The 20,048-nt window shown below is 66.1% G+C and carries 19 protein-coding genes and 1 pseudogene; 11 read left to right on the plus strand and 9 right to left on the minus strand.

The genetic code is table 11. The features are described from left to right. The first annotated feature begins 32 nt into the window (after positions 1-32). From DN388_RS02420 to DN388_RS02440, 5 genes and pseudogenes are all read left to right on the plus strand, one after another. A complete protein-coding gene (locus DN388_RS02420) occupies positions 33-1,790 on the plus strand; it encodes an ATP-binding protein (RefSeq protein ID WP_043860785.1) in 1,758 nt (585 codons plus the stop codon). Further along, a complete protein-coding gene (locus tag DN388_RS02425) occupies positions 1,784-3,127 on the plus strand; it encodes a sigma-54 dependent transcriptional regulator (RefSeq protein WP_078479560.1) in 1,344 nt (447 codons plus the stop codon). Before DN388_RS02420 ends, DN388_RS02425 begins: the two co-directional genes overlap by 7 nt. 163 nt (positions 3,128-3,290) lie before the next feature. After that, on the plus strand, positions 3,291-4,607 hold the full coding sequence (locus tag DN388_RS02430) for an MFS transporter (protein ID WP_043860783.1): 1,317 nt from the start codon (positions 3,291-3,293) through the stop codon (positions 4,605-4,607). 318 nt (positions 4,608-4,925) lie between these two features. Beyond that, a pseudogene (locus DN388_RS02435) lies at positions 4,926-5,114 on the plus strand (heme utilization protein); the annotation flags it as partial. 124 nt (positions 5,115-5,238) lie between these two features. Continuing rightward, entirely contained in the window at positions 5,239-5,844 is a 606-nt protein-coding gene (locus tag DN388_RS02440) for a flavin reductase family protein (RefSeq protein ID WP_058540920.1), read from the plus strand. Here the strand turns inward: DN388_RS02440 and DN388_RS02445 are convergent, their stop codons facing one another. Together DN388_RS02445 and DN388_RS02450 are read right to left on the minus strand one after the other, a co-directional pair. Beyond that, positions 5,845-6,075 (minus strand): hypothetical protein, encoded by a 231-nt coding sequence (locus DN388_RS02445; RefSeq protein WP_054914791.1) that lies wholly within the window; start codon positions 6,073-6,075, stop codon positions 5,845-5,847. 40 nt (positions 6,076-6,115) lie between these two features. Next, positions 6,116-6,424, minus strand: a complete 309-nt coding sequence (locus DN388_RS02450; RefSeq protein ID WP_043860779.1) for a putative quinol monooxygenase — start codon at positions 6,422-6,424, stop codon at positions 6,116-6,118. A gap of 204 nt (positions 6,425-6,628) precedes the next feature. On the opposite strand from DN388_RS02450, the gene DN388_RS02455 reads away from it, so the two are divergent. Beyond that, positions 6,629-7,555 carry an AraC family transcriptional regulator gene (locus DN388_RS02455; RefSeq protein ID WP_054914792.1) on the plus strand — a complete coding sequence of 309 codons (927 nt, stop codon included), beginning with the start codon at positions 6,629-6,631 and terminating at the stop codon, positions 7,553-7,555. A 78-nt stretch (positions 7,556-7,633) separates the two neighbouring features. Here DN388_RS02455 and DN388_RS02460 read toward each other — a convergent pair whose 3' ends face one another. Together DN388_RS02460 and DN388_RS02465 are read right to left on the minus strand one after the other, a co-directional pair. Then, positions 7,634-9,070 carry an aldehyde dehydrogenase family protein gene (locus tag DN388_RS02460; RefSeq protein ID WP_254996582.1) on the minus strand — a complete coding sequence of 479 codons (1,437 nt, stop codon included), beginning with the start codon at positions 9,068-9,070 and terminating at the stop codon, positions 7,634-7,636. Next, positions 9,064-10,704, minus strand: coding sequence for a 5-guanidino-2-oxopentanoate decarboxylase (locus DN388_RS02465; RefSeq protein WP_254996583.1), 1,641 nt, complete (start codon positions 10,702-10,704; stop codon positions 9,064-9,066). Before DN388_RS02465 ends, DN388_RS02460 begins: the two co-directional genes overlap by 7 nt. 113 nt (positions 10,705-10,817) lie before the next feature. On the opposite strand from DN388_RS02465, the gene DN388_RS02470 reads away from it, so the two are divergent. After that, on the plus strand, positions 10,818-11,684 hold the full coding sequence (locus DN388_RS02470) for a LysR substrate-binding domain-containing protein (RefSeq protein WP_254996584.1): 867 nt from the start codon (positions 10,818-10,820) through the stop codon (positions 11,682-11,684). A 62-nt stretch (positions 11,685-11,746) separates the two neighbouring features. Here the strand turns inward: DN388_RS02470 and DN388_RS02475 are convergent, their stop codons facing one another. Together DN388_RS02475 and DN388_RS02480 are read right to left on the minus strand one after the other, a co-directional pair. Beyond that, positions 11,747-12,361: an NAD(P)-dependent oxidoreductase gene (locus DN388_RS02475; protein WP_043860774.1), complete on the minus strand. Its 615-nt coding sequence runs from the start codon at positions 12,359-12,361 to the stop codon at positions 11,747-11,749. Positions 12,362-12,390: 29 nt separating this feature from the next. Beyond that, positions 12,391-13,275, minus strand: a complete 885-nt coding sequence (locus DN388_RS02480; protein ID WP_254996585.1) for an MBL fold metallo-hydrolase — start codon at positions 13,273-13,275, stop codon at positions 12,391-12,393. 105 nt (positions 13,276-13,380) lie between these two features. Here DN388_RS02480 and DN388_RS02485 point away from each other — a divergent pair, with 105 nt between their 5' ends. Beyond that, positions 13,381-14,289 carry a LysR family transcriptional regulator gene (locus tag DN388_RS02485; RefSeq protein ID WP_254996586.1) on the plus strand — a complete coding sequence of 303 codons (909 nt, stop codon included), beginning with the start codon at positions 13,381-13,383 and terminating at the stop codon, positions 14,287-14,289. A 74-nt stretch (positions 14,290-14,363) separates the two neighbouring features. Continuing rightward, complete coding sequence (locus tag DN388_RS02490) at positions 14,364-14,537, plus strand: hypothetical protein (RefSeq protein ID WP_167400210.1); 174 nt, start codon at positions 14,364-14,366, stop codon at positions 14,535-14,537. Here the strand turns inward: DN388_RS02490 and DN388_RS02495 are convergent. Continuing rightward, positions 14,530-15,408: a helix-turn-helix domain-containing protein gene (locus DN388_RS02495; RefSeq protein WP_078479554.1), complete on the minus strand. Its 879-nt coding sequence runs from the start codon at positions 15,406-15,408 to the stop codon at positions 14,530-14,532. The genes DN388_RS02490 and DN388_RS02495 overlap by 8 nt on opposite strands. Before the next feature lie 139 nt (positions 15,409-15,547). Here DN388_RS02495 and pobA point away from each other — a divergent pair, with 139 nt between their 5' ends. Both pobA and DN388_RS02505 read left to right on the plus strand, forming a co-directional pair. After that, the gene (gene pobA / locus DN388_RS02500) at positions 15,548-16,738 is read left to right on the plus strand and encodes a 4-hydroxybenzoate 3-monooxygenase (RefSeq protein ID WP_043860770.1); all 1,191 of its coding nucleotides are present in this window, start codon (positions 15,548-15,550) and stop codon (positions 16,736-16,738) included. A 107-nt stretch (positions 16,739-16,845) separates the two neighbouring features. Further along, positions 16,846-18,249: an MDR family MFS transporter gene (locus DN388_RS02505; protein WP_254996800.1), complete on the plus strand. Its 1,404-nt coding sequence runs from the start codon at positions 16,846-16,848 to the stop codon at positions 18,247-18,249. Here the strand turns inward: DN388_RS02505 and DN388_RS02510 are convergent, their stop codons facing one another. Then, positions 18,250-19,134: a DMT family transporter gene (locus DN388_RS02510; protein ID WP_043860769.1), complete on the minus strand. Its 885-nt coding sequence runs from the start codon at positions 19,132-19,134 to the stop codon at positions 18,250-18,252. It abuts the gene before it with no gap. 151 nt (positions 19,135-19,285) lie between these two features. Further along, positions 19,286-19,918, minus strand: a complete 633-nt coding sequence (locus DN388_RS02515) for a TetR family transcriptional regulator (RefSeq protein ID WP_043860768.1) — start codon at positions 19,916-19,918, stop codon at positions 19,286-19,288. Positions 19,919-20,048 lie beyond the last annotated feature (130 nt).

Below are 20,048 nucleotides of genomic sequence, written 5' to 3' on the forward strand. Positions count from 1 at the left end.
CAGCCTTCCCCCCTGCCAGGGTACTGCTTGCCATGCCGTTCACTTACCGCGCCGTGCGACTGGGCCTGATTCTGCTGCTGATCACCGCCGGCACCCTGCTGGCCGCCGGCTGGGCGATGAATCAGGCCAAGCGTCAGGCCATGCTCGACGATACCCAGCGGGCCAGCCAGCAACTGGCGCTGTACGCCAACTCGCTGCACACCCTGATCGAACGCTACCGCGCCCTGCCCGCTGTGCTGGCGCTGGACTCCGAACTCATCGCAGCCCTCGGTGGCCCGGTGGGCGAAGCGACCCAGGACGCGTTGAACCGCAAGCTCGAACGCATCAACGGCGCCGCCAGGTCGTCCACCCTCGAACTGCTCGACCACACCGGCCTGGCCGTGGCGGCCAGCAACTGGCGCCTGCCTACCACCTACGTGGGGCAGAACTACGGCTTTCGACCGTACTTCAAGCAGACCCGCACCCAGGGCAGCGGGCGCTTCTATGCAGTGGGGGTGACCAGCGGCATTCCCGGCTACTTTCTGTCCAGCGCGGTGCTGGGCGACCAGGGGCGGTTTCTCGGGGCCATGGTGGTCAAGCTGGAGTTTCCCGAGCTTGAGCGCGAATGGCGCCAGGGCAGCGACGTGCTGCTGGTCAGCGACGCCCGAGGGATCATCTTCCTGGCCAACCAGGACGGCTGGCGCTACCGCGAGCTGAACCCGCTATCGGCGGCCGACTTCAATGAGCTGGACGCCACCCGCCAGTACGACAAGAAGTCGCTCTTGCCCCTGCAGCGCCAGGTGCTGACCCGCTTTGACGACAACAGCCACCTGGTGCGCGTTCAGCGCCCCGAAGGCGACACCGACTACCTGTGGGAAAGCCTGCCGCTGGAAGCCGAGGGCTGGACCCTGCACCTGCTGCGCACACCGCGCACCGGGGATGACGAGCGCAACGCCGGGCTGACGGCCGCCGCCGTCTGGCTGACCCTGGTGTTCGCGGTGCTGTTCATCAGCCAGCGCCTGCGCCTGGCCCGCCTGCGCCAGCGCAGCCGCGACGAGCTCAAGCGCCTGGTGGAGGAACGCACCCATGAACTGCGCATGGCTCAGGAGGGCCTGGTGCAGTCGACCAAGCTGGCGGCGCTGGGGCAGATGTCCGCCGCGCTGGCCCACGAGCTCAACCAGCCGCTGACCACCCAGCGCATGCAGCTGGCCACCCTGCGCCTGCTGCTCGACAGCGAGCGCCTGGACGAAGCACGCCAGGCCCTGCAGCCGCTGGACCAGATGCTCACGCGCATGGCGGCCCTTACCGGACACCTGAAAACCTTTGCCCGCAACAGCCCCAGCGGCCTGCGCGAACGTCTGGACCTGGCCACCGTGGTCGACCAGGCGCTACAGTTGCTCGACCCGCGCATCCGCGCCGAGGGCGTCAGCACCGCGCTGTACCTGGCGCGTCCGGCCTGGGTACGCGGCGACGCCATCCGCCTGGAACAGGTGCTGATCAACCTGTTGCGCAACGCCCTGGACGCCATGGCCGACAAAACCTGGAAACACCTGGAGATCCGTATCGAAAAGCAGCATGACCACTGGCACCTGAGCGTGCTCGACAGCGGCGGCGGCATCAAGCAGGAGCACCTGGGCTGCGTGTTCGACCCATTCTTCACCACCAAGCCGGTGGGCGAAGGGCTGGGCCTTGGGCTGGCGATTTCCTACGGCATCATCCATGAAGCCGGCGGACGCCTGCAGGTCGACAACCAGCCCGGCGGTGCGCGTTTCAGCCTGACCCTGCCCTGCGACCCGGAGCCTGCATGCTGAATGCGGTGATTGTCGTCGACGACGAGGCCAGCATCCGTACCGCGGTGCAGCAGTGGCTGAGCCTGGCCGGCTTCGAGGTGCAGCTGTTCGAACGTGCCGAGGCGTGTCTGGCACAGCTGCCCGAGCACTTTCCCGGGGTGATCCTGAGCGATGTGCGCATGCCCGGCATGGGCGGCCTGCAACTGCTGGAGCAACTGCAGGGGCGTGATGCCGACCTGCCGGTGATTCTGCTTACCGGGCATGGCGACGTGCCGATGGCGGTCGAAGCCATGCGCAATGGCGCCTACGATTTTCTGGAAAAGCCCTTCAGCCCCGACAGCCTGCTCGGCAGCCTGCGCCGCGCCCTGGAGAAACGCCAGCTGGTGCTGGAGAACCGCCGACTGCATGAACAGGCCGACCTCAAGGTGCGCCTGGAAAACACCCTGCTGGGCATGTCGCCTGGCCTGCAGCAACTTCGTCGCCAGGTGCTGGACCTGGCCGGGCTGCCGGTCAATGTGCTGATACGCGGCGAAACCGGTAGCGGCAAGGAGCGCGTCGCGCGGTGCCTGCATGATTTCGGCCCGCGGGCCGACAAGCCGTTCGTGGCGCTCAACTGTGCGGCGATCCCTGAGCAATTGTTCGAGGCCGAGCTGTTCGGACACGAGAGCGGCGCCTTCACCGGCGCCCAGGGCAAGCGCATCGGCAAGCTCGAATATGCCAACGGTGGCACGCTGTTCCTCGACGAGATCGAGAGCATGCCGCTGGCCCAGCAGGCCAAGCTGCTGCGGGTGATCCAGGAGCACAAGCTCGAGCGCCTGGGCGCCAACCAGAGCATCAGCGTGGACCTGCGCATCATTGCCGCCACCAAGCCCGACCTGCTGCTCGAAGCCCGCGCCGGGCGCTTTCGCGAAGACCTGGCGTACCGTCTGAACGTGGCCGAACTGCGCCTGGCGCCGTTGCGCGAGCGGCGCGAAGACATCCCCCTGCTGTTTGCCCATTTTGCCCGCGCCGCCGCCGAGCGCCTGGGCCGCAGCGCCGCCGACCCCAGTGGCGCACAACTGGGCCGGCTACTCAGCCACGACTGGCCGGGCAACGTGCGCGAACTGGCCAACGCCGCCGAGCGCCACGCCCTGGGCCTGGACGATGCGCAATCGGCGGCAGTGGCGCATACCGGGCAATCGCTGGCTGCCCAGCAGGAAGCCTTCGAGGCCCAGTGCCTGCGCGCCGCCCTGAGCCGTCATCAGGGCGACATCAAGGCGGTGCTCGAGGAGCTGCAACTGCCCCGACGCACCCTGAACGAGAAGATGCAACGCCACGCACTGGTGCGCGAAGACTTCCTCGAACGCCCCGGCTCATAGGCGGATTCTTGCCTATCGCTGCGCCGCCAATGAGCGGATTTCCGCTCATTCGACCTGCCAAACCCTTCTAAACCGGGCCTTCGCTGGCTGGCACGGGTCCTGCTATGGCCCTGTCAGGCCGCGTTTACACGCGCACCACAAAAACAACTAGAAGGTTGCTTCAATGGATAACTCCACCTCTCTGCCTGCTGGGGCAGCGGCCGCACCCGCTGAAAAAACCACCTCCAGCCGCCTCAAGTCGATTTTCTCCGGCTCCATCGGCAACATGGTCGAATGGTACGACTGGTACGTCTACGCGGCGTTCTCGCTGTACTTCGCCAAGGCCTTCTTCCCGGCCGGCAACACCACCACCCAACTGCTCAACACCGCCGCGATCTTCGCCGTGGGCTTCCTGATGCGCCCGATCGGTGGCTGGCTGATGGGTATCTATGCCGACCGCAAGGGCCGCAAGGCCGCGCTGATGGCCTCGGTACTGCTGATGTGCGCCGGCTCCCTGGTCATCGCCCTGACACCCAGCTACGAAACCATCGGCGTCGCCGCGCCGGTGCTGCTGGTGATCGCACGCCTGATGCAGGGCCTGTCGGTGGGGGGTGAATACGGCACCTCGGCCACCTACCTCAGCGAGATGGCAACCAAGGAGCGTCGCGGTTTCTTCTCCAGCTTCCAGTACGTCACGCTGATCTCCGGCCAGCTCATCGCGCTGGCGGTGCTGATCATCCTGCAGCAGACGCTGACCACCGAGCAGCTGTACTCGTGGGGCTGGCGCGTACCCTTCGTGATCGGCGCGCTGTGCGCGGTGGTGGCGTTGTACCTGCGTCGCGGCATGGAAGAGACGGCCTCGTTCACCAAGAAGGAAAAGGCCAAGGAAAGCTCGATGCGCACCCTGCTGCGCCACCCCAAGGAACTGGCGACCGTGGTCGGCCTGACCATGGGCGGCACCCTGGCGTTCTACACCTACACCACCTACATGCAGAAGTACCTGGTGAACACGGTGGGCATGAGCATCAGTGACTCGACCATGATCTCGGCGGCCACCCTGTTCCTGTTCATGTGCCTGCAGCCGGTGATCGGCGGCCTGTCGGACAAGATCGGCCGTCGCCCGATCCTGATCGCCTTCGGTGTGTTGGGCACCCTTTTCACCGTTCCGATCCTGACCACGCTGCACACCATCGAGACCTGGTGGGGTGCGTTCTTCCTGATCATGGCAGCACTGATCATCGTCAGCGGCTACACCTCGATCAACGCGGTGGTCAAGGCAGAGCTGTTCCCCACCGAAATCCGTGCGCTGGGCGTGGGCCTGCCGTATGCGCTGACCGTGTCGATCTTCGGTGGCACGGCCGAGTACGTGGCACTGTGGTTCAAGAGCATCAACATGGAGACCGGCTACTACTGGTACGTCACGGCGTGCATTGCCGTCTCGCTGCTGGTGTACGTGTTCATGAAGGACACCCGCAACAACTCGCGGATCGAGACCGACTGATCGGTTTACTGCGGTAGACAAGGGGCCTCCAGCGATGGAGGCCCCTTTTTTGTGGGCTTAATTCGGCATTAATGCGGGTGCGCGATGCTGGGCCCACTCAGAACCGAGTCGTCCTCCTGGCTGGCAAGCCAGCGCCCCTGGGTGCTTCGGCGCTCGCAAAACACTGCGGGCACTGGCTTGCCAGCAGAGGCCAGCCGCTTTCTGATGTATCGATTTAATAGATTCATATAGGCAATATTTTGCGCTTTTTAATCAAATTAACGGGCGTAAAATCAAACCCATAGCAACAGACAACCCCTCACCACCGGAGCAACCCCCATGAAAACCAAACTGATGCTGGCCCTCACCTTCTCTGTCCTGGCCGCCAACGCTTTCGCCGAAGACGGCTTCGACCGCACCAACGCGCACAACTTCGCCGTGGAACACGCCCAGCCCGCTACCGTGGCAGAAGACGGTTTCGATCACACCAACGCGCATCGCTTCGTCGAAGATGGCTTCGACCGCACCCAGGCCCACCGCATCAGCTGACAGCCGATGCAGCGCCCCAGCCCGGCTTCGGCCGGGCTTAGTCATTTTCAGGGCCGGCAACTGTTGGCACACTAGGCGCACCCTCCGCCCACAAGGCCCGATGATGTACTACTACGAACCCGCAAAAGGCCACGGCCTGCCCCACGACCCGTTCAACGCCATCGTCGGCCCGCGCCCGATCGGCTGGATCTCCTCCCAGGACCGCGACGGCCGCCTGAACCTTGCGCCCTACAGTTTTTTCAACGCCTTCAACTACATTCCGCCGATCATCGGGTTCTGCAGCGTCGGGCGCAAAGACAGCCTGAACAACATCGAACAGACCGGCGAGTTCGCCTGGAACCTGGCCACACGCCCGCTGGCCGACGCCATGAACCAGAGCTGCGCCGCCGTGGCGCCAGAGGTCGACGAGTTCGCCCTGAGCCAGCTGACCCCGGCAGCCTCCAGGGTGATTGCGGTGCCCCGGGTGCAGGAAAGCCCGGTGTCGTTCGAATGCAAGGTGACCCAGATCGTGCAACTGCAACGTGCCGACCAGGCGCTGGTGCCAAGCTGGCTGATTCTGGGCGAAGTGGTAGCGGTGCACATTGCCGAGCACCTGCTCAAGGAAGGGATCTACGACACCGCAGCCGCCGAGCCGATTCTGCGCGGCGGCGGCCCGGCGGATTACTTCGAGCTGGGCAACCTGTTCAAGATGGCCCGCCCGCAGGCCTGATCACCAGATCAGTTCGGCGTCGTCACTGACGCCGTTCAGGCGCTGCAGTTCGACCACTGCAGCGTCATCGGCCTCCAGTGCGGTCTTGAATACCTGCCCTGGCAGCACCTTGTGAAAACGCGGTGCGCCGCCAGCGCCCAGGGCCTTGACCGCGATCGCGGCGCTGTAGCCACCCTCGCCCGGCACCACCGCCGAAACAGCCTCGAATACGTCGAATTCTTTACGTGCCATTGCCTCTCACATCCACATCGGTTGCCGGAAAGGCGCCATTCTAACTCGCCGGCTGCTCGGTGAACGTCTGCAGGTCGAGGCTGTCCACCACCCGCGCCTGCACCAGTTCACCAAACAGCTGCAGGCTGGGCGAGGCAAAGTAGTCGTGCAACGCCGAAGTATCGGCCCACACCCCGTTGAGCAACCACAGGTCGGCATCGCAGGTGGAACGCTGCACGCTGAAATGCAGACACCCCGGGGTTTGCCGCGACGGTTCGAGCAGTTGCTGCAGGCGCACGCCCAGCTCGGCCGAACGGCCGACGCTGGCGCGCACGAAGGAAAGATGGCTGACCGGTTGTGATGACGTCATGTGCGGTGCTCCTTGAAGCGGCCAGGGAAGAAAACCCAGGCTGCCAAGGCTACGGCCCAGGCCACGCGCGGCGTTAGGCGATTCCTGTCGACGGCTTGCCTGATTCTGCACCCGTCGCAGGATCAGGCAAGAACCGCGCAGCATTCGGCTAGCGCCCCGGCGTGCGCGAACCTATGCTGCGCCCATCGGCAGAGGAACCCGCACATGTCAGCCCCAGACCCCACCCCACCGTTGCTGGACCCGGCCCTGGAGCTTCTGCGCCAGGAACTGGCTGGGCTGGTCGTTCGCCACTGCCCCAGCGGCACGGTGCCTTCGGCCATCGCCGACCTGCACCTGAGCCGCTACGAGCAGAGCACCCGCTCGATGCCGACCCTGGCGCAGCCGGCGCTGTGCATCCTGGCCCAGGGCCGCAAGGAGATCTGCCTGGGCGACGAGACCTATGTGTACGACCCGCTGCACTACATGGTGGTGTCGGTGGCGATGCCGATCAGCGGTGCACTGCTGGAGGCCAGCCCGCAGAACCCCAGCCTGGGCATTCGCCTGGACATCGACCCGGCCGAGATCAACAGCCTGATCGCCGAGGCCGGGCCGATGGGCGTGCCGTCGCAGCCGTCGTCGCGGGGGGTGTTCATCGAACGCCTGGACACCCAGATGCTCGATGCATTGCTGCGTCTGATCCGCCTGCTGGATACGCCCAAGGACATTGCCGTGCTGGCGCCGCTGATCCGTCGCGAGATTCTCTATCGGCTGCTGCGTGGGCAGCAGGGTGCGCGGCTGTACGAGATCGCCATGGCCAACACCCAGACCCACCGCGTGTGCCAGGCCATCCAGTGGCTCAATGATCATTTTCAGCGCCCGCTGCGCATCGACGACCTGGCACGGGAGGTAAACCTGAGTGCCTCGACCCTGCACCACCGGTTCAAGGCGGTGACCTCGATGAGCCCGTTGCAGTATCAGAAGCAACTGCGCTTGCAGGAAGCGCGGCGGCTGATGCTCAACGATGGGTTGGAGGCGTCGGTGGCGGGGTATCGGGTGGGCTATGAGAGCCCGTCGCAGTTCAGCCGCGAGTACAGCCGGCTGTATGGCGCGCCACCGCTGCGGGACATGGCAAGGTTGCGTAGCGCGCTCTAGATCGCTTTCGCCGGCAAGGCCGGCTCCTACAGGCAGTACGCGGTCGCCTGTAGGAGCCGGCCTTGCCGGCGAAGAACGCTACACCGCCCTCACCACATGCTTGACCTCCTGAAAAGCCGCCAGCCCCCAGGGCCCCAGCTCGCGCCCCAGGCTGCTCTGCTTGTAGCCACCCCACGCTGCCTGCGGGAAGATCACCTGCGGTGCGTTGATCCACACCAGCCCGGCCTGCAACTGGTCGGCCACCCGTTCGGCGGCCGCCGGGTCTGCACCTACCACGCTGGCCACCAGCCCGAACTCGCTGTCGTTGGCCAACGCCACCGCCTCGGCTTCGCTGGCCACCCGACGCACGCACAGCACCGGGCCGAAGATTTCCTCGCGCCACAGCGCACTGTCCAGCGGTACCTCGGCAAACACCGTGGGCTCGATGAAGTACCCAGCGGCGTGTTCGAGCGGCTTGCCACCGCACAGCAAGCGCGCGCCACTGTGCATGCCACGCTCGATGTGCCCCAGCACGCGCTGGTACTGGGCCTGGTTGACCAGCGGCCCCATGTCGCTGTCGCCGGCAAACGGGTCACCCACCCGGATCGCCGCAGCCCGTGCCTTCACCCCGTCGACAAAGGCGTCGTACAGCGCATCGGCCACCAGCACGCGGCTGGTGGCCGAGCACATCTGCCCGGCATTGAAGAAGCCGCCGGCGCAGGCCAGCTCGAGCGCAAGCTCCAGCTCGGCCGACTCCAGCACCAGCAATGACGACTTGCCGCCCAGCTCCAGGCTCACCCCCTTGACCGTCTCGGCCGCGCGCTGCATCACCTGCACGCCGACCGCATTGCTGCCGGTGAACGACACCTTGGCGATACGCGGGTCGCTCGTCAGCGGTGCCCCCACCGCCAGCCCGGTGCCGCACACCAGATTGAACACCCCATCCGGCAGGCCGCAGTCGGCGATGATCCGGGCCAGTTCCAGCTCGGCCAGGGGCGTGACCTCCGACGGCTTGAGCACCACGCAGCACCCTGCCGCCAACGCCGGGGCCAGCTTCCAGGCGGTGGTCACCATCGGGAAGTTCCACGGCACGATCAGGCCGACCACACCGCACGGCTCGCGACGCAGGCGGGCGCTGAAATCCTCGCTGGGCAAGGCCAGCGGCTGGTCCTGCTGCCTGTCCAGGGCCTGCGCCAGGCCCGCGTAGTACTCGAACGTTGCCACCACATCGTCGACGTCCATCGCCGACTCGGCCAGGGGCTTGCCGTTGTTGCGCGATTGCAGTTCGATCAGCCGCTCGCGGCGGGCCTCCACACCCCGCGCGATCCTGTGCAGCAGCTCGCCACGGTGCGCCCCGGTGGTACGCGACCAGCCGGCAAAAGCGGCCTGCGCCGCCGTGGCGGCACAAGCCACTGCATCGCCATCGCCCCCGGCCACCTCGGCCAGGGACTGCCCTGTGCTCGGGTTGATGACCGTGAGCGGCTGCGCGCCGTGATGCCACGCGCCCTCGATGTAGATACCGGGCAGGTTCAGCATGGTTGCACCGCCTGCATCCACGCTGCCTGGTCGACCTCGATCAGGCTCGGGCCACTGCGTTGGCGGGCACGCAACAACGCCTCGCGCAGTTGCGCCACCCCGCTCGCCGCTTCGGCGGCGCAACCGAGGGCCTTGGCCACGCCAATGAAATCGGGGGTGTGGATATCCACGCCCACCGGTTCGATGGCGCGGTTGACCATGTACTTCTTGATCTCCTCGTACCCCTGGTTGTTCCACAGCAACACGATCAGCGGCACCTGCGCCTCCACCGCACTGGCCAGCTCCGGCAGGGTGAACTGCAAGCCGCCGTCGCCGATCAGGCACACCGCAGGCAAGCGTCGATCCGCCTGCTCCGCACTGCCCAGCCACGCGCCCATGGCCGCCGGCAAGGCGTAGCCGAGGGTGCCGTAGCCGGTCGAGGCGTTGAACCAGCGGCGCGGCTGGTCGAGGTCCAGGGTCAGGTTGCCGGTGTACACCGGCTGGGTCGAATCACCGACCAGCACGGCATCGGGCAACGTCTGCAGCACGCTGTCGAGGAACAGCGTCTGCGCCCGCGTGGCCGCATCCCATTCGCTGGCCAGAGTATCGCGCAGGCGCGCTGCCCGCGCCGCGCCCCACTCGCCTTCGCGCGGTGGCGCCGGCTGCTCGGCCAGGGCCAGCAACAGGGCCTGCGCCGCCTGCTCTGCATCGGCTACCAGTGCCACCCTGGGCGGGTAGTTGCGCACGCACTGGTCCGGGTCGATGTCGATGCGCAGCAGGATGCCGGGGATCTCGAAGCCGCCCTTGAAGGTGACGTCATAGTCGGTTTCGGCCAGCTCGGTGCCGATCGCCAGCACCACGTCGGCCTCGCGCACCAGTGCACGGGTCGCCACCAGCGACTGGGTGGAGCCGATCAGCAGCGGGTGCCCGGAGGCCAGCACGCCCTTGGCATTGATGGTGAGTGCAACGGGCGCCTGCAGGTGCTCGGCCAACCGGGCGAGTGCGGCGCCTGCGTCGATGGCACCGCCACCGGCCAGGATCAACGGGCGGCGGGCAGCGGCCAGCAGCGCCGCCATGCTCGCCACCGGCCCTGGCGCGGCACCGGCGCGGGCGATGTGTACCGGCTCGCAGCCAAGCAGGTGATCGGCGTCTTCGACCAGCACGTCCAGCGGGATCTCGATATGCACCGGGCGCGGGCGCGCGCCTTCGAATACCGCAAAGGCGCGGGCCAGCACGGCCGGCAGGTCATCGGCGCTCATCAGTGTGTGCGAGAACGCCGCCACACCGCTGACCAGCGCGCCCTGGTTGGGCAGCTCGTGCAGCTTGCCGCGACCGCCGCCCAGGGCATTGCGCGACTGCACGCTGGAGATCACCAGCATCGGGATCGAGTCGGCATAGGCCTGGCCCATGGCGGTGGTGATGTTGGTCATGCCCGGGCCGGTGATGATGAAGCACACCCCAGGCTTGCCACGGGTACGGGCAAAGCCGTCAGCCATGAAGCCTGCGCCTTGCTCGTGGCGCGGGGTGATATGACGGATGGTCGAGCCGGCAAGGCCGCGGTACAGCTCGACCGTGTGCACGCCGGGAATGCCGAAAACATGGTCCACGCCATAGTTTTCGAGGAGTTTTACCAATACTTCGCCGCAAGTCGCCATGGTGGTCTGCCTGGAATCATTCTGGAACAAGGCCTGATTGGACCCGCCAGGCGCTACCGGCACAATGCAAAAATCCTCATACTAGCCATGTCTACAGCTCATGGCTTACCCCGATGAAACGCCTGCCTCCCTTGCCTGCCCTGCACACCTTCCTGATCACTGCGCAATGCTGCAACTTCACCCGTGCGGCGCAGCAACTGCACCTGACCCAGGGCGCGGTGAGCCGCCAGATCGCCGGCCTGGAAGCACACCTGGGCTACGCGCTGTTCGTGCGCCAGGCACGCGGCCTGAGCCTGACCCGCGAGGGCCAGGACTGGCTGCCGCGGGTGCAGCAGGTATTCGGGCTGATCGAGGAAGGCGTGCAGCAGGTGGGCGCGCAGCGCACCACCTTGCAACTGAAGGCGCCGACCTGCGTGATGCGCTGGTTGCTGCCGCGCCTGATGGAATGGCAGGCGCTGCACCCGGAAGTGCCGGTGGAGCTGACCACCACCGTGCAGCACGGGGTGGATTTTCGCCGGGAAGCGTTCGATGCGGCGGTGGTGTATGGCGCCGAGCCTGATCCGGCCCTGCAGGTGCTGAAGCTGTTCGATGAACAACTGACACCGGTGTGCGCGCCGCAGTTGCCGTTGCGCACGCTGGATGATCTGCAGCAGCACATGCTGCTGCATCCGGCGCGGGACGAGAAGGACTGGGCGACCTGGCTTGGCGCAGCCGGCGTGCCACTGCCCAGGCAAGGCCGGCGCCAGCATTTCGAAACGTTGGACATGGCCATGTCGATGGCGTCCCAGGGCACCGGGGTGGCGATAGGGGATTGGGCGTTGATCGGCGATGACCTGGCCAGCGGACGGCTGGTGATGCCGTTCGACCTGCGGGTCAAGACCGGCAAGGGCTATTACCTGGTGCGGCCTGCGCAGGCGGCGGCGCCGAGGTTGATGGCCTTGCTGGAGTGGTTGGGCGGACAGGCAGGGGCACCGCGTTGATGCATTCGCCGGCAAGGCCGGCTCCTACACCTGTAGGAGCCGGCCTTGCCGGCGAATGCTTTCTAGTACCCCACAGTAAAGCGCTGACGCGAATGCGCTGGCTTCTCTACCTCATCGAGCAACGCAATCGCATAGTCGGCAAAGGTGATCCAGCTCCTGCCCTTCGCGTCGACCAGCAGGTGATCCTTGCCCACCCTGTAGCTACCGGTGCGCTCGCCTTCGACGAACTCCGCCGACGGCGACAGGAAGGTCCAGTCCAGTTGCTGCTCCTGGCGCAAGGCCTGCAGAAAATCGCCACCTGCGCTCGCCTCGGCCTTGTAGGCCTCGGGGAAGTCCGGCGCGTCGATCACGCGCTCCCCTGACGGCAGCAGCAGGCTGCCCGCCCCGCCCACCACCAGCAGGCGCTTGACCCCGGCCTTTTTGACCGGCCCGATGATCGCCTGCGCCGGCACCGTGGCAAAGTGCGCGGCGCTGAGCACCACGTCATGCCCGGCAACGGCCTGCTCCAGCCCCTCGCCCCGGGTCACGTCCAGGGCTACCGTGCTCACCCCTTCGCGCCCCTGCAGGCGCGACGGGTCGCGGGCAATGGCGGTGACGCTGTGGCCACGGCGCAGGGCCTCTTCCAGCAACTGGCTGCCGGCACGTCCGGTAGCACCGATGATTGCGATCTTGCTCATGGAAACCTCCGATCAGGATTGAACGACACTTACCACTTCATTTCGCCCTTGGCGACCTTGGCGCCGAGCTCCAGCGAGCTCTCCTCGCCCAGGCCGGGGTAACGTTTTTTCATTGCAGCGACCAGCTCGGCCGAGTTGGCCGCCCTGGCGGTTTCGGCATCGAAGGCGCGGATGTAATCGGCGGTGAAGCGCACCGCCTCGAGCGACCCCTTGCTCTGCCCCAGGTAATGCCCCGGCACCACCGTCTGCGGCGCCAGCTGCTCGATGCGCGCCAGGGTCGCGAGCCAGTCCTTGTGCGACTGCGCCGACTGGGTGTCGGCCATCCACACGTGCAGGTTCTCGGCCACCACTACCCCGCCGACCACCGCCTTGATCGACGGGACCCATACAAAGCTGCGGTCGGGCTGCGGGCCGTCCAGGCCGATCACTTCAAGACGCTGCCCTTCAAGGGTGAGCACGTTGCCGGGCAGCACGTCAGGCACGATGAGCCGGGCTGGCTTGTCGGCCCCCATCTGCGGGCCCCAGTAGGCAAGCTTGGCAGCCATGGTCTGCTTGATGTGCGCGACCGTCGCCTGCGACGCCAGCACCTTGGCCTTGGGGTAGGCACGGGTCAGGGTGTCGAGGCCGAAGTAATAGTCCGGGTCGCCATGGCTGATGTAGATGGTGGTGAGTTGCTTGCCGCTATCGCGAAGCTTCTTCAGCACCTGCTCGGCCTGGCCCTTGCCGAACTGTGCATCCACCAGAATCGCCTCGTGCTGGCCACTGACGATCACCGAGCTGACCGGAAACAGCGCCTCGCTGCCGGGGTTGTACACGTCCAGTTTCAGCGGTGCGTCGCCGGCAACGGCCTGGGTGATCGCACCGAAAGCGGCACACGCCAGCAGCAGGCGACGCAGGGAAAAGAAAGCAGCCATCAAGCAATACCTGTTCAAGTCATCGATGAGGCACAGCTTAGTTGCACGAACCATCACAAAAAATGCGATGCTCCAATATAGTTTGTTTCTGAAATCGGGCAGATCATGGACCGTCTCACCGCAATGAAAGTGTTCGTCAGCGTAGTCGACCTGGGCAGCCAGTCGGCCGCCGCCGACCAACTGGACCTGTCGCGCCCGGTGGTTTCGCGTTACCTGGCCGAGCTGGAGGACTGGGTGGGGGCGCGCCTGATGCAGCGCACCACGCGCAAGCTGAGCCTGACTGCCGCCGGCCTGGAAACCCTGCCGCGCTGCCGGCAGATGCTGGAACTGGTGGGCGACCTGCACGCGGCAGTGGGCGCCCCGGATGACGCCCCGCGGGGTGAACTGCGCATCAGCGTCAGTACCTCGTTCGGGCATGCGCAACTGGTGGAAGCGGTGGCGGACTACGTCAAGCGCTACCCGCTGGTGAAGGTCGACCTGCAGATGCTCGACCGCACGGTCAACCTGGTGGACGAACGCATCGACCTGGCCATCCGCGTCAGCAACGACCTGGACCCCAACCTCATCGCCCGCCGCCTGAGTGTGTGCCGCTCGGTGGTGTGCGCCTCGCCAGCCTACCTGCGCGAGCACCCCATACCGCGCCAGGTGCAGGACCTGAGCCAGCACAACTGCCTGACCCATTCGTACTTCGGCCACAGCCTCTGGCATTTCGAGGTCGACGGCGAACAGGTGTCGGTGCCGGTGCAAGGCAATATCAGCGCCAACGAGGCCCTCACCCTGGAGCGCGCCACCCTGGCCGGCACCGGTATCGCCATGCTGCCCACCTACCTGGTGTGGCAAGCCCTGCGCAGCGGCACGCTAGTACGCCTGCTGCCCGAGGCCAGGCCCCGCGAACTGGGCCTGAACGCGGTGTACACCTCGCGCAAGCACATGCCCGCAACCCTGCGCAGCATGCTCGACTTTCTGGCGGCACGCTTCACCGACCCGCCCCACTGGGACCACTGCCTGGACTGACCGGCAGGCACCTGGCGCAATGCTGGCCTATGCTTGTAGAAGCATCTGTGTGCGGGATACAGGAGGTTGGTGCCATGACCCTGAAATCCAGAAAGTGCGCTGCCCTGTTGGCCATCACTGCCGTGCTCGGGGTGTACGGGGCAGCGGCGTATCGGGTCGAGCTGCTGCGCCAGCAACCCTATGCGGCGTCCAGCTGCAGCTCCGCCCACTGCCTGCCCCATGCCGGCACGCTGAGCGTGGTCAGGTAGCCAGCGAAGGTTCACGACGACGAAAGTCGCGGGGCGAGAGGCCGGTCATGCGCCGGAAGAAGCGCGAGAAGTACGCCGGGTCGGCAAAACCCAGGCTGTCGGCCAGCTGGTTGATCGTGAGGCTGGTGTAGATCAGGTCGCGCTTGGCTTCCAGCACGATGCGCTGGTGCACGATCTGCAGCGCCGACTGCCCGGCCAATGCCCGGCACAAGGTATTGAGCGTTGCCACCGACACCCCCACCTGATGCGCCAGTTGCTCCACGCTCGGCTGCTGGCGAAACTGCTGCTCCACCAGCCCGTTGAAACGCTGCAGGTACTCGCGCCCACGTTCCGGCACCTGGGCACCGGCACTGCGGCGCAACTGTTGGCGGCTGATCCACACCACCATCAGGTTGATCAGCGAATGCAGCTGCAACTCGCGCCCGGGCAGGTCCTGCTGGTACTCGGCCTGCAGGGTGCTGAACAGGCTGTTGAGGTAATCGGCGTCGGCCCCGGCCAGGTAACTGGCGCCGCGCTGCAGGGCGGCTGGCACACCCGTCAGTTGCCGCTGCAGCACCTCCACCAGCGGCGCCGCCAGGGTCACCACATAACCATCGACGTCTTCGGAAAAGCGAAAGCCGTGCACGCACAGCGCCGGCACCACCTGGATCGCCGCCTGCTCCAGGCGACACACCTGCCCCTCCAGCTCGATCTCGGCCTGGCCCCTGTACAGGAACAGCAACTGCCACAGGTCGGCATGCCGGTGCGGCTCGATCTCCCACTGGTGCAGGCGGCTGCGCGCCGGGATCGACTCGCTGTGCAGCAGGTCGGGCGTCGGCCAGCCCAGCGTCTCGCCGTACAGCTTGAATACCGGAATCGACACCCTGCTCATCACACCCTCGCTTCCCGACCACTGTCCGATAAACGCACCCATTAGCGAAAAGTACCGCTTTGTGCTCGGTTTGTCCCTTCAGAAGGCCAGCCGGCAAGCGAAAAATGCAGGTACTCCAATCATAAAAAGTCCAACAACCATGAAAACCCAAGTCGCGATCATCGGTGCGGGCCCGTCCGGCCTGCTGCTCGGCCAGTTGCTGCACAACGCAGGCATCTCCAACGTCATCCTCGAACGCCAGGGCCCCGACTATGTACTCGGGCGTATCCGCGCCGGCGTGCTCGAACAGGGCATGGTCGAGCTGCTGCGCGAAGCCGGGGTCGGTCAGCGCATGGACGCCGAAGGGCTGCCCCATGCAGGCTTCGAGCTGGCCTTCGACGGGCGCCGCGAGCACATCGACCTCAAGGGCCTGACCGGCGGCCAGGGCGTGATGATCTACGGCCAGACCGAAGTCACCCGCGACCTGATGGCCGCCCGCGCCGACAGCGGTGCGACCACGGTCTACCACGCCGAGAACGTGCGCCCGCACGACATGAAGACTGGGCAGCCCTACGTCACCTACGAAAAGGACGGCCAGCAGCATCGCCTGGACTGCGACTACATTGCCGGCTGCGACGGTTATCACGGGGTGGCACGCCAGTCGATTCCGAGCGAGGCGCTGCAGGTGTTCGAGCGGGTCTACCCGTTCGGCTGGCTGGGCATCCTGGCCGACACCCCGCCGGTCAGCGACGAGCTGGTGTACGCGCGCCACGAACGCGGCTTCGCCCTGTGCAGCATGCGCTCGCCCACCCGCACCCGCTATTACGTGCAGGTGCCGGCCGAAGAGAAGGTCGAGGACTGGTCGGATGAGCGCTTCTGGGAGGAACTCAAGTCGCGCCTGCCCGACGATTTGGCCGAGCGCCTGGTCACCGGCCCGTCGATCGAGAAAAGCATCGCCCCGCTGCGCAGCTTCGTGGTGGAGCCGATGCAGTACGGGCGCCTGTTCCTGGTCGGCGACGCCGCGCACATCGTGCCACCCACCGGGGCCAAGGGCCTGAACCTGGCCGCCAGCGACGTCAGCACGCTGTACAACATCCTGCGCAAGGTCTACGCCGAAGGCCGCACCGACCTGCTGGAACGCTACTCGGCGATCTGCCTGCGGCGCATCTGGAAGGCCGAACGCTTCTCGTGGTGGATGACCTCGATGCTGCACCGCTTCCCCGACAGCGACGCCTTCAGCCAGCGTATCCAGCACACCGAGCTGGACTACTTCGTGGGCTCCGAGGCCGGGCGCAGGACCCTGGCAGAAAACTACGTGGGCCTGCCCTACGAGCCCATCGAAGACGCTTAGCAGGCTATCGAGTACACTGGGCAGCACCCGGTCCACTTGCCCAGAGCTGCCTCGTGACGCAATTGAACACTCCGCAACCCGCCCTGCGCAGCGTGCTCGTCGCGCTGATGCTGGCGATCTTCCTCGGCGCGCTGGACCAGACCATCGTCGCGGTCTCCATGCCGGCGATCTCCGCGCAATTCAACGACGTGACCCTGCTGGCCTGGGTGATTTCCGGATACATGGTGGCCATGACCGTGGCGGTGCCGATCTACGGCAAGCTCGGCGACCTGTACGGCCGGCGGCGCATGATCCTGACCGGTACCGGGCTTTTCACCCTGGCCTCGCTGTTCTGCGCGCTGGCACAGAACATGGAGCAACTGGTGCTGGCGCGGGTGCTGCAGGGCATCGGCGCGGGCGGCATGGTGTCGGTCAGCCAGGCGATCATCGGCGACTTCGTGCCGCCCCGCGAGCGCGGTCGCTACCAGGGTTACTTCAGCAGCATGTACGCCCTGGCCAGCGTCGCCGGCCCGGTGCTGGGCGGGCTGCTGACCGAGTACCTGTCGTGGCGCTGGGTGTTCTGGCTGAACCTGCCACTGGGGCTGACCGCCTGGTGGGTCACCGAGCGTACCCTGCGCGGGCTGGCCACGCCGCAACGCAAGGCGCAGGTGGACTACCCCGGCGCGGTGCTGTTGATCTTGGGCCTGACGGCCCTGCTGCTGGGCATCACCCTGATCGGCCAGGGCCAGCCCGTCGGGTCCGGCCCGGTTGCCGGCCTGCTGCTGGCAGCCCTGTTCGGGCTGGGCGTATTCGTGCTGCACGAACGCCGCGCCGTCGAGCCACTGCTGCCGTTGCAGCTGTTCGGCAACCGGGTGGCGGTGCTGTGCTGGTGCACGATCTTCTTCACCAGTTTCCAGGCCATCTCGCTGACCATGCTGATGCCGCTGCGCTTTCAGAGCATCACCGGGGCGGGCGCCGACAGCGCCGCCCTGCACCTGCTGCCCCTGGCCATGGGCCTGCCGATCGGCGCCTATTGCGGCGGCCGCCTGACCAGCCTGACCGGACGCTACAAGCCGCAGATTCTGGGCGGTGCACTGTTGATGCCGGTGGCGATCATCGGCATGGCCCTGAGCCCGATCGACGGCGTGCTTCTCAGTGGCGCGTTCATGCTGCTGACCGGCATCGCCTCGGGCCTGCAGTTCCCCACCTCGCTGGTGGCAACCCAGAGCGCAGTGGAGCCGCGGGACATCGGCGTGGCGACCAGCACCACCAACCTGTTCCGCTCGCTGGGCGGGGCGATGGGCGTGGCCTGCATGTCGGCACTGCTGCTCAGCCTGCTGCACGACAGCGTCTTCAGCCTGGCCGGCGAGGCGTTGATCGGCAGCCTCAAGGACGGCCAGGCCAGTGCGGCGGTGCAGGCGCAGTTGCTGCAGACCTTTCGCAACCTGTTGCTGGGTAGCGCCGCCGTCTCCCTGCTGGGATTGTCGGCGGCGCTGGCATTGCCCAACCGCGAGCTGCGCGGCCGGCAGTAGTCAGTTGCGCCGCTGCGCCCAGGCCACCGCCAGGCCGCTCAGGCAAATGACCGCAATGCCGACCACGCCGTAGGCGTCCGGGGTGTGATTGAAAATGAGGTAGCCGTACAGGCCGGCGAACAGGATCTGCCCGTAGCTGAAGGGCGCCAGCATGGCCGGCGCGGCATGCCGGAAGGCCTGGGTCAGCAGCATGTGCCCGAGCATCCCGCAGGTGCCCAGGCCGATCATGAACAGGCCATGCCCCAGGGTCGGCATGCTCCAGAAGAATGGCACCAGCGCGGTCATGATCAGGCTGTTGAAGATGCCGGTGAGAAAGTTGCTGGTGGTCGGGCTGTCGATGCCGCTGAGCTTGCGCGTGAGCAACTGGTAGCAGCCGAAGCAGAAGGCCGAACACAACGGCAGCAGGATTGCGGGGGTGAACAGCGCCCCGCCCGGGCGCACCACGATCAGCACGCCGACAAACCCGGCCAGCACCGCCAGCCACTGGGCGCGGCTGACCCGTTCACCCAGCAGCGGTACCGACAATGCGGTTACCAGCAGAGGCGCAAGGAAGTTCACGGCGGTGGCTTCGGCCAGGGGGATGTAACGCAGGCCGGTGGTGAAGAACAGGCTGGTGCCGATCAGGCACAGCGCCCTGGCCAGTTGCAGGCCGGGGCGGCGTGTACGCACCACCGCCGAGAAGCCGCTGCGCGGCACGAACACCACCAGCATCAGCAGGGTGTGCACCACATAGCGTGCCCACACCACCATGACGATGGCATAGAAGCCGGAAAGGTATTTGGACAGGGCATCGTGGCTGGCGAACAACAGCACCGCCATGCACATCAGGGCGATTGCCTTGAGCGGCTGCTCGGCACCTTTGAGGGTCGGGTTGTGCGCACTCATGCCAGGGCTCTATGAAAAGTTGATGGTCCTTGGGGGCAGACTACCCGGTCACCGACTACCGTTCCAAGCAGCGCCGGTGTTTTTTGTTGACCGGGCACGGGGCACGACAGGGAAACGTCCTATGCCAACCTTCACAAATGCTCACAAATGCTCAATTGCGCAGCGACGGGCTCAAGCGCAGCATATCCAGCCCGGTATCCACCCACCGCTCGGCATCCCCGGCAATATCGAAACTGTCCGGCAGCAGCAGCCAGCTGCCAATGATGCCGTCGATGTAAGCGAATATTGCAATAGCGGCACGCTGCGGGTCCATGTCCGCAGGCAATTGCCCACGCCTGACTGCATTGGTCAACGTCAGCGCTATACGCTCGTAGCAGTCGCGGGTCGTGGCCTGGCGCTGCTGACGGATCTCACACATGTCATCGGTGAATTCACACTTATGATGCAGGATCTCATTGATGCGCCGGGTACGCGGCTCGTGCAGCATCTGCTGCATCAGTTGAATCAGCAACTTGCGCATGCAGCCCAGCGGATCCGGCTCGTCTTCGCTCTCGCCGGCCTGGGCCAGCGCCTCGATCGGCTCACGCAAGCTGTCGAGCAGGGCCTGCACCAGTTCGCCCTTGTCCTGAAAGTGCCAGTAGATGGCACCCCGGGTCACCCCGGCCAGCTTGGCGATATCCGCCAGGGTGGTACGCGCCACCCCACGGGCATGGAAAGCTTTTTCGGCGGCCTCGAGTATCTGTTGGCGGGTTTCCTGAGCTTCCTCTTTGGTGCGACGGACCATGGCAGTACAACCTCATCAAGGAGCCGGACGCGCGCTGCGGGCGTCCGGGTTCTGAGCCGGTATGGCCACTGTCGGGCCCTCTACCGGGTGTCTTAATCAAGCCTGTGGTCACCTCGACAAGGTGCGCCAC

Origin of the sequence: Pseudomonas sp. S12(2018), from assembly GCF_024355235.1 — a bacterium.
GTDB classification, from domain to species: domain Bacteria; phylum Pseudomonadota; class Gammaproteobacteria; order Pseudomonadales; family Pseudomonadaceae; genus Aquipseudomonas; species Aquipseudomonas palmensis.

What these genes read in the sequence shown, in the direction of transcription:
- DN388_RS02420 (WP_043860785.1), top strand. Translation starts at nt 33, where the DNA reads ATGCCGTTCACTTACCGCGCCGTGCGACTGGGCCTGATTCTGCTGCTG.
- DN388_RS02425 (WP_078479560.1), top strand. Translation starts at nt 1,784, where the DNA reads ATGCTGAATGCGGTGATTGTCGTCGACGACGAGGCCAGCATCCGTACC.
- DN388_RS02430 (WP_043860783.1), top strand. Translation starts at nt 3,291, where the DNA reads ATGGATAACTCCACCTCTCTGCCTGCTGGGGCAGCGGCCGCACCCGCT.
- DN388_RS02440 (WP_058540920.1), top strand. Translation starts at nt 5,239, where the DNA reads ATGTACTACTACGAACCCGCAAAAGGCCACGGCCTGCCCCACGACCCG.
- DN388_RS02445 (WP_054914791.1), bottom strand. Translation starts at nt 6,075, where the DNA reads ATGGCACGTAAAGAATTCGACGTATTCGAGGCTGTTTCGGCGGTGGTG.
- DN388_RS02450 (WP_043860779.1), bottom strand. Translation starts at nt 6,424, where the DNA reads ATGACGTCATCACAACCGGTCAGCCATCTTTCCTTCGTGCGCGCCAGC.
- DN388_RS02455 (WP_054914792.1), top strand. Translation starts at nt 6,629, where the DNA reads ATGTCAGCCCCAGACCCCACCCCACCGTTGCTGGACCCGGCCCTGGAG.
- DN388_RS02460 (WP_254996582.1), bottom strand. Translation starts at nt 9,070, where the DNA reads ATGCTGAACCTGCCCGGTATCTACATCGAGGGCGCGTGGCATCACGGC.
- DN388_RS02465 (WP_254996583.1), bottom strand. Translation starts at nt 10,704, where the DNA reads ATGGCGACTTGCGGCGAAGTATTGGTAAAACTCCTCGAAAACTATGGC.
- DN388_RS02470 (WP_254996584.1), top strand. Translation starts at nt 10,818, where the DNA reads ATGAAACGCCTGCCTCCCTTGCCTGCCCTGCACACCTTCCTGATCACT.
- DN388_RS02475 (WP_043860774.1), bottom strand. Translation starts at nt 12,361, where the DNA reads ATGAGCAAGATCGCAATCATCGGTGCTACCGGACGTGCCGGCAGCCAG.
- DN388_RS02480 (WP_254996585.1), bottom strand. Translation starts at nt 13,275, where the DNA reads ATGGCTGCTTTCTTTTCCCTGCGTCGCCTGCTGCTGGCGTGTGCCGCT.
- DN388_RS02485 (WP_254996586.1), top strand. Translation starts at nt 13,381, where the DNA reads ATGGACCGTCTCACCGCAATGAAAGTGTTCGTCAGCGTAGTCGACCTG.
- DN388_RS02490 (WP_167400210.1), top strand. Translation starts at nt 14,364, where the DNA reads ATGACCCTGAAATCCAGAAAGTGCGCTGCCCTGTTGGCCATCACTGCC.
- DN388_RS02495 (WP_078479554.1), bottom strand. Translation starts at nt 15,408, where the DNA reads ATGAGCAGGGTGTCGATTCCGGTATTCAAGCTGTACGGCGAGACGCTG.
- pobA (WP_043860770.1), top strand. Translation starts at nt 15,548, where the DNA reads ATGAAAACCCAAGTCGCGATCATCGGTGCGGGCCCGTCCGGCCTGCTG.
- DN388_RS02505 (WP_254996800.1), top strand. Translation starts at nt 16,846, where the DNA reads ATGCTGGCGATCTTCCTCGGCGCGCTGGACCAGACCATCGTCGCGGTC.
- DN388_RS02510 (WP_043860769.1), bottom strand. Translation starts at nt 19,134, where the DNA reads ATGAGTGCGCACAACCCGACCCTCAAAGGTGCCGAGCAGCCGCTCAAG.
- DN388_RS02515 (WP_043860768.1), bottom strand. Translation starts at nt 19,918, where the DNA reads ATGGTCCGTCGCACCAAAGAGGAAGCTCAGGAAACCCGCCAACAGATA.